Genomic DNA, 14674 nt, shown 5'->3' with positions numbered 1-14674 from the left:
CGCCCGCGCCCCGTCGGTGCCCAGCTCACTCACCGCGCAGGGCCTCACCAGCGACAAAGCGTGCACGCGGTTGCAGCAGCTGCGCACCGAGGACACCGACAACGCGATACGGCGGAGAAGAGCACACACCGACGACCTCATACGGGTGTTACGCAACCTGACCGCGCTGGCGCTGTTCTCCTCGGCCACTCTGACTCTCGTGGCCTACGCGGGCGTCCGGATGGGAATCCCGCCGGAAGCCTGCGTGGCAGGCAGTTTCAGCGCGGCCGTCCTGCTGATCAGGACCTTCGCGAAGGCGTTCGAGTCGATACGCCCTTCGCTGCCGGACGCACCAAAAGACCCACCGTCCACCGATGAGCGATAGCCGGGGCCGACGCCCACCACCAGCCTGCAGCACCGGACATCAGCGCGAGGACCGACACCCACAGCACCAGCCGGACGACGAGATCCCCGCCCAGCAGCGACGCAGCCGCCCCCGCCGCCGCGGACGCCAGCCCGGTGACCAGGCAGTAGCGGGTGAACTCCCGCCGCCCGCGCGGCGCTTCGCCATCCGGATCGTCTGCATCACATCTGCTCATGGGCGCCCCCAGCGGCCGTTCTCTCTCCCCAGTACGCTACTGCGGCCCGCCAGGCGGGGAAGGAGAAACCGAGCATCGCCCGCTCGGGAGCCTTGGAGTCACGTACCCGGACACAGACCGGGAGGCGAGCGACCTCGCAACAACCCCCTCCCTCCTGGTTGCTGTAACTGCTCTTCCACCAGACAACCGGCCCACTCTCCTCGACCACCGCCGTCTCCTCCCAACCGCCTGCCACATCCCGGTACTCGCGATCGGCCCCCAGGCCAGGATCGGGCCACATTCAGGGCAGGGAAACGCACCCGACGGCCCGCTGTGCGCAAGGGACTTCTACCCAGGAAGCCGGACCGTCAACAGCGAACCCCCCGCGCACAGGCCCTTTCCGCCACGACCGGCGATGCGGCAGACGCCGTCACCTCACCCCCACCCCCACCCCCACCGGAAACTCCACCCCGGTCATCTCCTCCGACAACGTCCACAGCCGGCGTGCAGCTTCCGCATCGCTCGCCGCCCCCGTCCGCCCCACCAACGTCGGCGCCCCCCGCATCTCCCCGAACCCATCGGGCCCGACATAGCTCGCCCCGGGAAGATCCTGGGTCGCGGCGTACAGGGTCGGCAGCGCACCCGCCCGGTTGGACTGGGCGAAGAAACGGTTGCCGACGGCCATGGCGCCGCGGACGAGGGCGTTGCCGTGGTGGCTCTGAAGGTTCGTGGCGGACCAGCCGGGAAGCGCGGCCAGGGCCCGGACGGAGGAGTTCGCGGCCGTCAGCCGGCGCTGGAGCTCCAGCGTGAAGAGGAGGTTCGCCAGCTTCGACTGGGCGTAGGCGCGGACGGGCGTGTAGCCGGACGTGAGGTTGACGTCGTCGAAGGCGATCCGCCCCGCCCGGTGCGCGCCGGAGGCAAGGCTGACGACGCGGTCCTCGACGTACGGCAGGAGGAGGTTGGTCAGCGCGAAGTGGCCCAGGTGGTTCGTACCGAACTGCATCTCGAAGCCGTCCGCCGTACGCGCCTCGGGGATCGCCATGACGCCCGCGTTGTTGATGAGGACGTGCAGCGGGCGCGCCTCCCAGTCCCGCGCGAAGTCCCGTACCGACCCGAGGTCGGCGAGGTCGAGCCGGCGCACCTCGGTGCTGCCGTTCAGCCCGGAGGCGGCGGCCTGCCCCCGCTCGACGTCCCGTACGGCGAGGACGACATGCGCCCCGGCGCCCGCGAGGGCTCGCGACGCGGTGAGTCCGATGCCGCTGTTGGCGCCGGTGACGACGACGGTACGGCCGGAGAGGTCCGGCATCCGGTCCACGTTCCACTTGCTCTGTTCGGTGTCAGCCATGGACCCAATGTAGACGCCGCCAACAATGATGGCAACGTCAACATGAAACGGGTTCCGCGCTACGATGACGCCCATGTCCGCGCCGTCCGGGAACCGCCCCTACCACCACGGAGACCTCCGCTCCACGCTCCTCGCGAGCGCGGAACGCACCCTGCGTGAGAAGGGCGTCGCGGCCCTCTCCCTCCGCGAACTGGCCCGCACGGCCGGCGTGAGCCACGCGGCCCCCGGCCGCCACTTCAAGGACAAGCAGGCCCTCCTCGACGCGCTGGCCCTGGACGGCTACGACCGCCTCAACACGGCGATGGACGAGGCGAACGACCCGGCGCTCACCCTGGAACCCCGCCTCACCGCCCTGGCCCGCGCGTACCTGACCTTCGCCACCGACCACTCCGAGCTCCTGGAGCTCATGTACACCCGCAAGCACGACCCGGACTCCGCGGCCCAGTTCACCGGCGCGGTGGAACGCTCCCTGGCGGCGTTCCTCACCCTCATCACGGACGCGAAGACCTCCGGCGAGATCATCGACGCGGACCTGGACAGCATCACCCTCCTCACCGCCACGTCCCTGCACGGCCTGGCGGCCCTGGTGGCGGCGGGCGCGTACCCGGCGGAGGAGATCCTGGCGCGACTGGACACACACGTGCACCTGCTGGTGGAGGGTCTGCGCCCGAGGTAGGGGACCGCTCGCAAGCCTCCCCGGCACCCCCCGGCCGCCCCGCGTGAAAGTCCCTCAAGGACGCTTCCTGCACGTCACCGTCCCCACCCACACCCTTGCCCCTTTCGTAACGCGCACGTTTCCCAGGTCAAGCCCCCCTCATCCACGGGCCATTCCGAGGCCAACCCCGGGCAATCCCTGAACCTCGTTCAGTAACGCGGAAGTCAGGATTCCGCCACCTGTCTTGTTTGTCGCGTACCCAACAAGCCACAGTCGTCGCCGGGCCGCCGCCCACACTCCCCACACTTCACCCGCACCGCCCCTGAACACCCCACTTCCAGGAGGCTGTACCTTGCGTACGACCGACAACACCCCTGCCATATCCGGCAGATGGCGCCGCACCGGCGGCGCGGCCTTCGGCACCGCCGCTCTCCTCCTCGCGGGCCTCGGCACAGCGGCACAGGCGAACGCGGCGACCCCGGCGGCGAGTTCCCCCGTCACCTGGACGGCGACCCCCTGCTCGACCCCGAAGCACGCGGGCGACCTGACCTGCAACTCCTTCCGCGTGACGGGCGGAGTCACCGCGTTCTCGAAGGAGAAGGCGGCGAAGTCGCACAAGGGCGCGGCGCTCACCCCGAAGGCGGCCAGCGCCACCCCGACCGGCTTCGGCCCGAGCGACCTCCAGGACGCGTACGGCCTGACCGACGCCGCCGCGAGCAACGGCTCCGGCGAGACGATCGCGATCGTCGACGCGTACGACGACCCGAACGCGGAGGCGGACCTCGCCAAGTACCGCGCGAACTACGGTCTGAGCGCCTGCACGACGGCCAACGGCTGCTTCAAGAAGGTCTCCCAGACCGGCTCGACCACCTCGCTCCCGACGGCGGACAGCGGCTGGGGCCAGGAGATCTCCCTGGACCTGGACATGGTCTCGGCGATCGCCCCGAACGCCAACATCCTCCTGGTGGAGGCGAGTTCCTCCAGCATGGCCAACCTCGGCACCGCCGTGAACGAGGCCGTCAAGCTGGGCGCCAAGTTCGTCTCCAACAGCTACGGCGGCTCCGAGTCGTCGAGCGACACCTCGTACGACTCCTCGTACTTCAACCACCCCGGCGTCGCGATCACCGTCTCCGCCGGTGACGAGGGCTACGGCGCCGAGTACCCGGCCGCGTCGAAGTACGTGACGGCCGTCGGCGGCACCGCGCTCAAGACCGCGTCGAACAGCCGCGGTTGGACCGAGTCCGTGTGGAACACCTCGTCCACCGAAGGCACCGGCTCCGGCTGCTCCGCGTACGACGCGAAGCCGTCCTGGCAGACCGACACCGGCTGCACGAAGCGCGCGATCGCCGACACCTCGGCCGTCGCGGACCCGGCGACGGGCGTCGCGGTGTACGACTCGTACGGCGTCACCGCCGGCTGGTACACCTTCGGCGGCACCTCCGCCTCGTCCCCGATCATCGCGTCCGTGTACGCCCTCGCCGGCACCCCCGGCAGCAGCGACTACCCGGCGTCGTACATCTACAGCGCGGCCGGCACCTCCGCGCTGAACGACGTCACCAGCGGCTCGAACGGCACCTGCTCGTCCAGCGCGAGCTACCTGTGCACGGCGAAGTCCGGCTACGACGGTCCGACGGGCTGGGGAACCCCGGAAGGGCTGGACGCCTTCACCGGCTGACCTACTGACTCACCGTCAACAACGGGCCACGGCGATCGAGCCGTGGCCCGTTCGTGTTACGAGCGTGAGAGCATCGGGAAAGTGTCTCAACGACGGAAGCGCCGACAGGTTCCGCAGAACCACACCCCAAGGTTCCGCGCTCACCTCATTGCCCGGCGTGACCTGCCGTGATACACAGAGTGACGATACGAACCATTCATACGAATCCCACCCGTCAATGCCGCCAAGTCGACATACCCAGGCGGCATTGTCGGTGACAATGACTCCCGACCCCTGCGCACGGCAGCGGGCCACGAACGGAACTACCCACCAGGGGCGGTGACTTACATGCTCTTCGCAGCCGACAAGGGCGACATCAACACCATCATCGGCGGGATCGCTCCGGACTGGGGCCCCTTCGGCAGCCTGGGTACCGAGGCCAAGACGATGATCCAGGTCGTGATGGCCTTCGCGATCCTCATCTGCCTCGGCATCGCCGTCTGGGGCGCCGCGAAGCAACGGATCGGCGCCACCGCCCTGCGGGACACCTTCAGCGCGGAACAGGGCAAGGGGCTGATCATCGCGGGCCTCACCGGAGTCTTCATCATCGGCTCCCTCGGCACGCTGTTCACGATCGTGTACGGCATGGCCGTCTAGCTCCTCCCCCTCTCTCCCCCTCCCGGCTGAGGTTGCGTCCCCCTGATGTCGAGTCACCACACCGCGCCCGCGCGGGAACCAGCACGGCTACCGTCGTACGGCACCGCGTCGTTCCACGACGCCCACGCCGCATACGACGCAGAGGGGGCGCACGCCGCATGAGTCCCGCCGACGAGCCCGGCCACGACACGTCCACCGGTGGCTACGCGGGTACCCGCACCCGCCTCCCCGAAACGGACTCCACGCGCCGCCCCGCCCGCTCCTCCTCCCGCAGCCTCGTCACGGTCGTCGCGGTCGTCGTCCTGCTGATCGCGGCGATCGCGTTCGCGAACCGGGGCAACGGGGACGGCGGCGGTTCCGGTACAACGGCCGACGGCGCGTCCGGCACGAAGCCGCAGGCGCAGTCGACGGCGGCGACGGGCACGAAGCCGGTGGATTCCAAAACGGGCAGCATCCCCACCGGATACGCGCAGACCCGCCAGGGCGTTCAATCGGCCGCCGCCAACTACGCGGTGGCGCTCGGTTCCACGGCGATGTTCAAGAAGGCCACCCGGGACGACGTCGTCGGCACCGTCTACACCTCGGCCGAGGCCGCCCGCCTCGTACCCGAACTCGACAAGGCGTACTCCACCGACTTCCTCGCCAGAGCCGGCCTCGACGCGAACGGCGACGCCCCCCAGGGCAGCACCTTCGTCTCCCGCACGGTCCCTATCGGCACGACGGTCAGCGCCTACGCCGACACCACCGCCACCGTCGCCGTCTGGTCCATGGGCCTCATCGGGATGTCCGGCACGAACTCGACGGACCCCGTCAGCTCCTCGTGGTCCACCTGGACCTTCACCTTCCGGTGGACGGACGGCGACTGGAAGGTCGCCTCCCAGAACCAGACCTCCGGGCCCGCCCCGGTCCCCGGCGACAACAAGGCCGCCAGCTCCGACGAGATCAGCAAGGCCATCGAGGAGTACGGAGGGTTCACGTATGCCCGGTAAGCCAGCGCTCCGCCTCGCCGGAGTCTTCGCAGCCGTACAGACCACGGCCGTCCTGCTCTCGGCCAGAGCCTTCGCCGCGCCCACCCCCGACCCGAACCCCACGGGCGGTGCCGCCGCCTCCCCCACGCCATCGCCGTCGCCCTCCAACGACCAGTGCCGGCTCATCGTCGGCGACGCCAAGGAGTACTGCGAGCGCGGCACCAGCGGCCGGACGAGCACCACCAACCCCGGCGTCTCCGACACCCTCGACCCGCTCTCCTCCCTCGCCAAGGGCTGCGCCGACGCCGCCTCCTGGACCGTCAAGAAGCTCAGCGAGGCCGTGAAGGAGACCGCGAACGTCGACTTCACCAACGAGAAGTTCCTCCAGCAGTACGCGGTCGTCTTCGCCGCGTCGACGGTCCTGACCCTCGTCCTGTGGCTGCTGGCCGTCGCCAAACGCGCGGTGCGCGGCGTCCCCCTCGGCACCGCGATCTCCGAGGCCGTCGGATTCCTGTGGCTGACGGTCCTCGCGTCCGCGTTCACGCCGCTGATCCTCTACACCGTCGTCTCCGCGACCGACGGCATCACGGAGGTCCTCGCGAAAGCGACCGGTGACCAGACCGACACGTTCTTCGGCACCTTCTCCACCGCGCTCGCGAAGGGCGAGAACATCGGCGGCGGCCCGATCATGCTGATCGTGGTCTCCCTGGTCTCGGTCCTCGCCGCGGGCATCCTCTGGCTCGAACTGGTCATCCGTACGGCCCTGTTGTACGTCGGCGCGCTGCTCGGCACGGTCGTGTACGCCGGTCTCGTGGACAAGAACCTCTGGGGCCACGTCCGCCGCTGGGCCGGTGTCATGATCGCCGTGATCATGGTGAAACCGGTGATCGTGATCGTGCTCGGCCTCGCCGGAGCCCTCTCCGGGGACGACGGTCCCGACTCGTTCTCGGCGATCGTGTCGGGGCTCGCGATCATCCTGCTGGCCATCTTCGCCAGCGCGATGATCTACCGCTTCGTCCCCGGCTTCGGCGACGAGATCGCCGCGTCCCGCAACAACCGCATCATGCAGGGCGCGGAGAGCAAGGCGGCGGCCGTCATCTCGTCCCCGGCGACCCTCGTCGCGCAGGGCATCAAGACGCACAGCACCCGCGCCAACGACGGGGGCGGCGGCGGGAGTTCGTCCAGCAGCACGCCCCGCCCCGCCAACCCGGGCTCCGGCGGCATCGCCGCGCACGGCTCGCGCCCCGCGAACGGCGGCGGCTCGGCGGGCGCGCCCGCCCCGCGCACCGGCAGCCCCCTCAACACCCCGCACGCCAGCAACAACCGCACGGGAGGTGAAGGGCGTTGACGACCGAGTCCCACCTGTCGCACCCGATCGCGCCCCGCCGTACGTATCTGATCGGCCGGGCCCGGCCGAACGCGATCGTCGGCAAGAACCGCGAGACCGGAGAGATCGCCCTCATCATCACGGGCGCCTTCTTCGGCATGATGAGCGGTCTACTCGTCCCCGTGCTCGCCCTGCGGATCGTCCTGCTCACCGGCTTCCCGCTGATCGCCCTGATGGCGGTCTACGTGCCGTACAAGCACCGCACGTTCTACAAGTGGTTCGAGATCAACCGGAGTTACAAGCGCAGCCTGCGCAAGGGCACCGCCTACCGCAGCTCCGCCATGGAGGCCGGCATCGCGCTCGACGGCCGCGAGGTCGAGATCGGCCCGCCCCCCGGCATCGGCCGCATCACCTGGCTGTCCGCGCCCTTCGGCCCCGACGAGATCGCCGTCCTCCTGCACGCCGACCGCCGTACGGTGACGGCCGCGATCGAGATCGAGGGCCCCGGCGTCGGCCTGCGCGACAGCGAGGACCAGGAAGCCCTGGTGGACCGTTTCGGCACGCTGCTCAAGCACGTGGCCAACGGCGACGGCTTCGTCACCCGGCTCCAGATCCTCGCCCGCACCCTCCCCGCCGACCCCGACGCGCACGCCAAGGACGTCAGCCAGCGCGGCGACGACAAGGCGCTGCCGTGGCTGCAATCGTCGTACGAGCAGCTCCAGTCGATGGTCTCCACGAGCAGCGAGCAGCACCGCGCGTACCTCGTCGCCTGCATGCAGTACAGCCGTGAACTCGCCGCCGAGGCCCACGCGATGGCCCGCTCCGCACGCCCCCAGGCGGGCCGCAAGGTGGACCGGGACGCCGGACTCGCGGTCGTCATGGCGCGCGAGCTCACCGACATCTGCTCGCGCCTCCAGGAGGCCGACATCCGCGTCCGCCAGCCCCTCGGCCAGGGCCGCCTGTCGTCGCTGATCCACTCCATGTACGACCCCGACCACCCCATCGACCACATCCAGGCGATGACCAAGCGCAACGCCTGGCCGGCCGAACTCGACGCCATGGAACCGACGTTCCTCCAGGCGAAGACCCGCGAGTCCTCGACCCGCGCCCCCTGGTGCCACTCCACGGCGTGGATCAAGGAGTGGCCGATGACCCCGGTCGGCGTCAACTTCCTCGCGCCGCTGCTCGTCCACACCCCGGACGTGATCCGCACGGTCGCCGTGACGATGGACCTCGAACCCACCGAGGTCGCCATCGAACGCATGCTGACGGAGAAGACCAACGACGACGCCGAGGCCTCCCGCCAGGCCAAGATGAACCGCACCCTCGACCCCCGCGACGTCGCCGCCAACTCCCGCCTCGACCAACGCGGTGAGGACCTCGCGAGCGGCGCGGCGGGCGTCAACCTCGTCGGCTACATCACGGTCTCCTCGCGCTCCCCCGAGGCCCTCAACCGCGACAAGCGGACGATAAGGGCCTCGGCCGGAAAGTCGTACCTCAAGCTGGAGTGGTGCGACCGCGAGCACCACCGAGCGTTCGTCAACACACTCCCCTTCGCCACCGGCATCCGGAGGTAGGACCAGATGCGGGATCCGCTCTCCCTCCTCACCGACGCCTTCACCACCTTCCTCTTCGGCAAGGTCGAGACGACCCGCCTCCCGGTCCGCACCTCCACCGGCCAGGCCCAGGCGGTCTATCTCCCCACCGCCGCACCGGGGTTGGGCGACTCCGGCGTCATCATCGGCCGCGAGGTGTACTCCGGCAAGGGCTACATCTACGACCCCTTCCAGCTCTACGGCCAGCAGCTCCCGGCCCCCCACTGGCTCGTCCTCGGCGAGTCGGGCAACGGCAAGTCCGCCCTCGAAAAGACGTACGTCCTACGGCAGTTGCGCTTCAAGGACCGCCAGGTCGTCGTCCTGGACGCGCAGGGCGAGGACGGCGCCGGCGAGTGGAACCTCATCGCCCGCGAGCTGGGGATAACCCCCATCCGCCTCGACGCGATGGCCGCCCTCGACGACGGCATCCGCCTCAACCCCCTCGACCCGGCGATCACGACAACAGGCCAACTCGCCCTGCTGCGCACGATCATCGAGGTCGCGATGGGCCACGGCCTGGACGAGCGCTCCGGCTTCGCGCTCAAGGTCGCGCACGCGTACGTCAACGAGACGATCCTGGAACGCCAGCCGGTGCTGTCCGACATCGTCGAGCAACTCCGCCACCCCGAACCGGAGTCGGCCGAGGCGATGAACGTCGCCATAGACGACGTACGCGCATGGGGACTTGACGTCGCCCTCGTCCTGGACCGCCTGGTGGACGGCGACTTGAGGGGCATGTTCGACGGCCCCACGACGATCGGCATCGACCTCGACGCGCCGCTCATCGTCTTCGACCTGTCCCACATCGACCGCAACTCCATCGCCATGCCGATCCTGATGGCGATCGTCGGCGTCTGGCTCGAACACACGTGGATCCGCCCCGACCGCAAGAAGCGCATCTTCCTGGTCGAAGAGGCGTGGCACATCATCAACAGCCCGTTCGTGGCGCAGCTGTTCCAGCGCCTGCTGAAGTTCGGGCGGCGCCTGGGCCTGTCCTTCGTCGCGGTCGTCCACCACCTGTCCGACGTGGTGGACGGGGCGGCGGCGAAAGAGGCCGCGGCGATCCTGAAGATGGCGTCCACCCGGACGATCTACGCGCAGAAGGCGGACGAAGCGCGGGCGACGGGACGGGTGTTGGGCCTCCCGAGGTGGGCGGTCGAAATCATCCCGACCCTCACGCCGGGCATCGCGGTGTGGGACGTCAACGGAAACGTGCAGGTGGTCAAACACCTGGTCACGGAGACGGAACGCCCCCTGGTCTTCACGGACCGCGCGATGACGCAGTCCTCCTCGGAGGCAGCGGACGACGCATTGCGCGCGGCCGAGCTGGAGGCGGAGCAAAGGGCGGCGGCGTTCATGGAGCAACACCTGTCCGACCTGGACGGCACGGAATCCACGGTGGCGTGACCGATGCCGACCCCGCGCCCCAAGAACCAGGGCGGCATCCCGGACGGCCTGCTCCTAGGGATACTGGCGCTGCTGCTGGTGATCACGGTCCTGACCTGGACAGCAACGGGCTTGTCGGCCCTGCTCTCCCACGGCGCCTGGCCACCCGCCCTCACTTTCATGCGTACGCCCTTGGCCCTACGCCACCTGATCTCCAACCCGAACGACCTCGCAGGCGCCTGGCCGGACACCCCACCGGACGCCTTGTCGGGGTACGGCTTCTTCTGGGGCCTGTTCATCGGCCAGTTGATGATCCTGCTGACCTTGACGTTCTTCGGCTTGGGGACGTGGGCGAGATGGAGGGTGGTGAGGGCGAGGAAGCGGGAGGAGAGGCTGGGGGCGTACGAGAAGGGCACCCCGGAGCCGTACCTCGCAGACGAACCGGAACCTCACCCAGCTGCGGGCAGTCGTGCCGCTAGGGGCGGCACGGGTGGGCGCAGCGGCACTCCGCAAGCGCGGGTGAGCGAAACGCCCCCCACCCCAGCCCCCACCGAACCCGCACCAGCCCCCGACCCCCAGCCGTCCACCACCCCCGTCCCCACCCTCCAGGCCGCCCCCCGCGACTCCCGCCTCCACACCGCCACCCAAGCCCTCCAGAACGCCCCCGGCCCCGCCGTGGTCCTCACCTCGAACCCCGCCCTCTGGCACACCACCAAGGACGCGAGGGCAAAACTCGGCCCCACCCTCCTGTACGACCCCACCCACCTCTGCGACACCCCGTCCCGCCTCCACTGGCCCCCCACAACGGGCTGCGAGGACAAGGAAACGGCGATCGCGAGAGCAACAGCGCTCCTCACCCCCACCCGCCCCACCGCGAAGATCGACCAGGCGATCGCGGACACGGCCCACACCCTCCTGCGCAGCTACTTGCACGCAGCAGCACTGGACGGGAAGACGATCAGACACGTACACCGCTGGAGCCAGGGCACACACGTCCAGGAAGCGGTGAAGACACTGCGTACGCACCCGAAGGCGGCCCCAGGAGCAGCAGGCGAACTGGAAGCGGCCCTGACGGCCCACCCGGAGCGCAGGGACATAGCGCAGGAACTGACGACAAGAACCTTGGCGGCCCTCTCGACGGTGAACATCAGAGAGGCCTGCGCACCGAACAGAACAGACGCCGTCACGCTGGATTCCTTCGTCCACGAGACGGGCACGCTCTATGTAGTGGGCGACTCGATCGAGGACCCCCGCACGAACCCCGGCGCAATGCCCCTGCTCACGGCTCTCGTCGCAAGCGTGGTCGAGCGCGGCCGGCGCATGGCCGAACGGTCATCCTCCGGTCGCCTCGACCCACCACTGACCCTGATCCTGGACGACGTCGCGGCAACGGCCCCGATCCCGACGCTCCCGGACCTCCTGCGGACGGGAGAGGCCCAAGGCCTCCCGACCTTCGCCCTGGTCCGCTCGGAGGAACAGGCGAAGTCCCGCTGGCCGGACAGCGCCCTACCGTTCTGAGGGCCGTACGTAGACGTACTCCAGCTCGTCCTCACCACTGTCGCCTTCGAGGGGTACGACGACCCCGGTGGCCACGAACCCGATCCGCTCGTACGCGGCCAGCGCACGCCCGTTCTCCCGGTGGACGAGGAGCCGTACGCGATCGAGCCCGATCCCCCAGGCCCACTCCAGGGCGGCCCGGAAGAGCGCGCCGACCACAACCCCGCCCCCACGCACGGCGGGCCGCACATACACGCCGACGATCTGCCCCTGCCGCTGCTCGACGGGCTGCCCGGCCCAGTCGACGCTGCCGGCCTCCTCGACGAGCACGGCAAGCCCCCCGACCCACACCCCGTCCGCCCCCACGGCGACGAACTGCCGTGCCCCGACGGCCCCTTCGGCGCACCCTGCGGCCCGCTCCTGCCAGAAGGAGTCGGGCAGCTTCTCAGCGCTGTCGTACGTCTCGAAGAAGGCGAGGGGTGCGGCGGGGTCCTGGAGGGCGGCGAGCCGGAGTTCCCGCATGGCGGGCCACTCGTCGGCGTGTATGGGGCGTACATCGAATTCGTTCATGCAGGTCACGGTAGCCGTAAACGCAGAAAACCCCCGCACCAATTAAGGTGCGGGGGTTTCCCGGAATGATTGTTCGGCGGCGTCCTACTCTCCCACAGGGTCCCCCCTGCAGTACCATCGGCGCTGTAAGGCTTAGCTTCCGGGTTCGGAATGTAACCGGGCGTTTCCCTCACGCTATAACCACCGAAACACTATGAAACACATCAACCGCACCGTATATGGCCATACGGGGTTGTTCGTGGTTTCAGAACCAACACAGTGGACGCGAGCAACTGAGGACAAGCCCTCGGCCTATTAGTACCAGTCACCTCCACACCTTACGGTGCTTCCAGATCTGGCCTATCAACCCAGTCGTCTACTGGGAGCCTTACCCTCTCAAGGAGGTGGGAACACTCATCTCGAAGCAGGCTTCCCGCTTAGATGCTTTCAGCGGTTATCCCTCCCGAACGTAGCCAACCAGCCATGCCCTTGGCAGAACAACTGGCACACCAGAGGTTCGTCCGTCCCGGTCCTCTCGTACTAGGGACAGCCCTTCTCAATGTTCCTGCGCGCGCAGCGGATAGGGACCGAACTGTCTCACGACGTTCTAAACCCAGCTCGCGTACCGCTTTAATGGGCGAACAGCCCAACCCTTGGGACCGACTCCAGCCCCAGGATGCGACGAGCCGACATCGAGGTGCCAAACCATCCCGTCGATATGGACTCTTGGGGAAGATCAGCCTGTTATCCCCGGGGTACCTTTTATCCGTTGAGCGACGGCGCTTCCACAAGCCACCGCCGGATCACTAGTCCCGACTTTCGTCCCTGCTCGACCCGTCGGTCTCACAGTCAAGCTCCCTTGTGCACTTACACTCAACACCTGATTACCAACCAGGCTGAGGGAACCTTTGGGCGCCTCCGTTACTCTTTAGGAGGCAACCGCCCCAGTTAAACTACCCATCAGACACTGTCCCTGATCCGGATCACGGACCCAGGTTAGACATCCAGCACGACCAGACTGGTATTTCAACGACGACTCCACAACCACTGGCGTGGCCGCTTCAAAGTCTCCCAGCTATCCTACACAAGCCGAACCGAACACCAATATCAAACTGTAGTAAAGGTCCCGGGGTCTTTCCGTCCTGCTGCGCGAAACGAGCATCTTTACTCGTAGTGCAATTTCACCGGGCCTATGGTTGAGACAGTCGAGAAGTCGTTACGCCATTCGTGCAGGTCGGAACTTACCCGACAAGGAATTTCGCTACCTTAGGATGGTTATAGTTACCACCGCCGTTTACTGGCGCTTAAGTTCTCAGCTTCGCCACACCGAAATGTGACTAACCGGTCCCCTTAACGTTCCAGCACCGGGCAGGCGTCAGTCCGTATACATCGCCTTACGGCTTCGCACGGACCTGTGTTTTTAGTAAACAGTCGCTTCTCGCTGGTCTCTGCGGCCACCCCCAGCTCAAGGAGCAAGTCCTCTCACCAGTGATGGCCCCCCTTCTCCCGAAGTTACGGGGGCATTTTGCCGAGTTCCTTAACCATAGTTCACCCGAACGCCTCGGTATTCTCTACCTGACCACCTGAGTCGGTTTAGGGTACGGGCCGCCATGAAACTCGCTAGAGGCTTTTCTCGACAGCATAGGATCATCCACTTCACCACAATCGGCTCGGCATCAGGTCTCAGCCTTGATGAGCGGCGGATTTGCCTACCACTCGGCCTACACCCTTACCCCGGGACTACCATCGCCCGGGCTGGACTACCTTCCTGCGTCACCCCATCACTCACCTACTACCAGATCGGTTCAGCGGCTCCACCACTTTCCTTTCCCCGAAGGGTCCGGAACGGCTTCACGGCCTTAGCATCACTGGATTCAATGTTTGACGCTTCACAGCGGGTACCGGAATATCAACCGGTTATCCATCGACTACGCCTGTCGGCCTCGCCTTAGGTCCCGACTTACCCTGGGCAGATCAGCTTGACCCAGGAACCCTTAGTCAATCGGCGCACACGTTTCCCACGTGTGAATCGCTACTCATGCCTGCATTCTCACTCGTGAACCGTCCACCACTGCCTTCCGGCGCAGCTTCACCCGGCACACGACGCTCCCCTACCCATCACAGCAGGCGTTGGCCCTATATGCTGCAATGACACGACTTCGGCGGTACGCTTGAGCCCCGCTACATTGTCGGCGCGGAATCACTAGACCAGTGAGCTATTACGCACTCTTTCAAGGGTGGCTGCTTCTAAGCCAACCTCCTGGTTGTCTCTGCGACTCCACATCCTTTCCCACTTAGCGTACGCTTAGGGGCCTTAGTCGATGCTCTGGGCTGTTTCCCTCTCGACCATGGAGCTTATCCCCCACAGTCTCACTGCCGCGCTCTCACTTACCGGCATTCGGAGTTTGGCTAAGGTCAGTAACCCGGTAGGGCCCATCGCCTATCCAGTGCTCTACCTCCGGCAAGAAACACACGACGCTGCAC

General features: G+C 67.5%; 12 protein-coding genes and 2 rRNA genes (1 of these 14 running past the window's edge). 9 read left to right on the top strand and 5 right to left on the bottom strand.

What is annotated here, in order from left to right; genetic code table 11:
• The first annotated feature begins 16 nt into the window (after nt 1–16).
• Nucleotides 17–364 (top strand): hypothetical protein, encoded by a 348-nt coding sequence (locus J8M50_RS04680; RefSeq protein ID WP_010355701.1) that lies wholly within the window; start codon nt 17–19, stop codon nt 362–364.
• Nucleotides 365–564: 200 nt separating this feature from the next.
• Here the strand turns inward: J8M50_RS04680 and J8M50_RS04675 are convergent, their stop codons facing one another.
• Together J8M50_RS04675 and J8M50_RS04670 are read right to left on the bottom strand one after the other, a co-directional pair.
• The gene (locus J8M50_RS04675) at nt 565–858 is read right to left on the bottom strand and encodes a DUF397 domain-containing protein (RefSeq protein ID WP_078480964.1); all 294 of its coding nucleotides are present in this window, start codon (nt 856–858) and stop codon (nt 565–567) included.
• A 129-nt stretch (nt 859–987) separates the two neighbouring features.
• Nucleotides 988–1902, bottom strand: a complete 915-nt coding sequence (locus J8M50_RS04670; protein WP_010355699.1) for an oxidoreductase — start codon at nt 1900–1902, stop codon at nt 988–990.
• 64 nt (nt 1903–1966) lie between these two features.
• Here J8M50_RS04670 and J8M50_RS04665 point away from each other — a divergent pair, with 64 nt between their 5' ends.
• The 8 genes from J8M50_RS04665 to J8M50_RS04630 all read left to right on the top strand — a co-directional run bounded on the left by J8M50_RS04665 (nt 1967) and on the right by J8M50_RS04630 (nt 11662).
• Nucleotides 1967–2578 carry a TetR/AcrR family transcriptional regulator gene (locus tag J8M50_RS04665; RefSeq protein WP_010355698.1) on the top strand — a complete coding sequence of 204 codons (612 nt, stop codon included), beginning with the start codon at nt 1967–1969 and terminating at the stop codon, nt 2576–2578.
• A gap of 331 nt (nt 2579–2909) precedes the next feature.
• Entirely contained in the window at nt 2910–4232 is a 1323-nt protein-coding gene (locus tag J8M50_RS04660; protein ID WP_010355697.1) for a S53 family peptidase, read from the top strand.
• Between the two features lie 327 nt (nt 4233–4559).
• A complete protein-coding gene (locus J8M50_RS04655) occupies nt 4560–4868 on the top strand; it encodes a DUF8827 family protein (protein ID WP_010355696.1) in 309 nt (102 codons plus the stop codon).
• A gap of 158 nt (nt 4869–5026) precedes the next feature.
• A complete protein-coding gene (locus J8M50_RS04650; RefSeq protein WP_029184128.1) occupies nt 5027–5857 on the top strand; it encodes a DUF8175 domain-containg protein in 831 nt (276 codons plus the stop codon).
• On the top strand, nt 5847–7184 hold the full coding sequence (locus tag J8M50_RS04645) for a hypothetical protein (RefSeq protein WP_010355695.1): 1338 nt from the start codon (nt 5847–5849) through the stop codon (nt 7182–7184). Before J8M50_RS04650 ends, J8M50_RS04645 begins: the two co-directional genes overlap by 11 nt.
• Before the next feature lie 14 nt (nt 7185–7198).
• Nucleotides 7199–8740, top strand: a complete 1542-nt coding sequence (locus tag J8M50_RS04640) for an SCO6880 family protein (protein WP_086014028.1) — start codon at nt 7199–7201, stop codon at nt 8738–8740.
• 6 nt (nt 8741–8746) lie between these two features.
• Nucleotides 8747–10165: an ATP-binding protein gene (locus tag J8M50_RS04635; protein ID WP_010355693.1), complete on the top strand. Its 1419-nt coding sequence runs from the start codon at nt 8747–8749 to the stop codon at nt 10163–10165.
• A gap of 3 nt (nt 10166–10168) precedes the next feature.
• A complete protein-coding gene (locus J8M50_RS04630; RefSeq protein ID WP_010355692.1) occupies nt 10169–11662 on the top strand; it encodes a type IV secretory system conjugative DNA transfer family protein in 1494 nt (497 codons plus the stop codon).
• Here J8M50_RS04630 and J8M50_RS04625 read toward each other — a convergent pair.
• The 3 genes from J8M50_RS04625 to J8M50_RS04615 form a co-directional block, all read right to left on the bottom strand.
• On the bottom strand, nt 11651–12211 hold the full coding sequence (locus J8M50_RS04625) for a GNAT family N-acetyltransferase (RefSeq protein WP_010355691.1): 561 nt from the start codon (nt 12209–12211) through the stop codon (nt 11651–11653). The two genes, J8M50_RS04630 and J8M50_RS04625, sit on opposite strands and share 12 nt — an antisense overlap.
• Nucleotides 12212–12282: 71 nt before the next feature.
• A 5S ribosomal RNA gene (gene rrf, locus J8M50_RS04620) occupies nt 12283–12399 on the bottom strand.
• A gap of 86 nt (nt 12400–12485) precedes the next feature.
• Nucleotides 12486–14674 (bottom strand): 23S ribosomal RNA (locus tag J8M50_RS04615) (it continues 935 nt past the right edge of the window).

It is taken from the genome of Streptomyces acidiscabies (genome assembly GCF_020010905.1).
GTDB lineage: Bacteria > Actinomycetota > Actinomycetes > Streptomycetales > Streptomycetaceae > Streptomyces > Streptomyces acidiscabies.
The sequence above is the reverse complement of the archived record's forward strand: the minus strand, read 5'-3'. Positions and strand labels throughout refer to the sequence as shown.

Bases quoted from the DNA above. Each gene is read 5' to 3' on its own strand.
- J8M50_RS04675 (WP_078480964.1), bottom strand. From the start codon at position 858: ATGTGGCCCGATCCTGGCCTGGGGGCCGATCGCGAGTACCGGGATGTG.
- J8M50_RS04670 (WP_010355699.1), bottom strand. From the start codon at position 1,902: ATGGCTGACACCGAACAGAGCAAGTGGAACGTGGACCGGATGCCGGAC.
- J8M50_RS04665 (WP_010355698.1), top strand. From the start codon at position 1,967: ATGACGCCCATGTCCGCGCCGTCCGGGAACCGCCCCTACCACCACGGA.
- J8M50_RS04655 (WP_010355696.1), top strand. From the start codon at position 4,560: ATGCTCTTCGCAGCCGACAAGGGCGACATCAACACCATCATCGGCGGG.
- J8M50_RS04650 (WP_029184128.1), top strand. From the start codon at position 5,027: ATGAGTCCCGCCGACGAGCCCGGCCACGACACGTCCACCGGTGGCTAC.
- J8M50_RS04645 (WP_010355695.1), top strand. From the start codon at position 5,847: ATGCCCGGTAAGCCAGCGCTCCGCCTCGCCGGAGTCTTCGCAGCCGTA.
- J8M50_RS04635 (WP_010355693.1), top strand. From the start codon at position 8,747: ATGCGGGATCCGCTCTCCCTCCTCACCGACGCCTTCACCACCTTCCTC.
- J8M50_RS04630 (WP_010355692.1), top strand. From the start codon at position 10,169: ATGCCGACCCCGCGCCCCAAGAACCAGGGCGGCATCCCGGACGGCCTG.
- J8M50_RS04625 (WP_010355691.1), bottom strand. From the start codon at position 12,211: ATGAACGAATTCGATGTACGCCCCATACACGCCGACGAGTGGCCCGCC.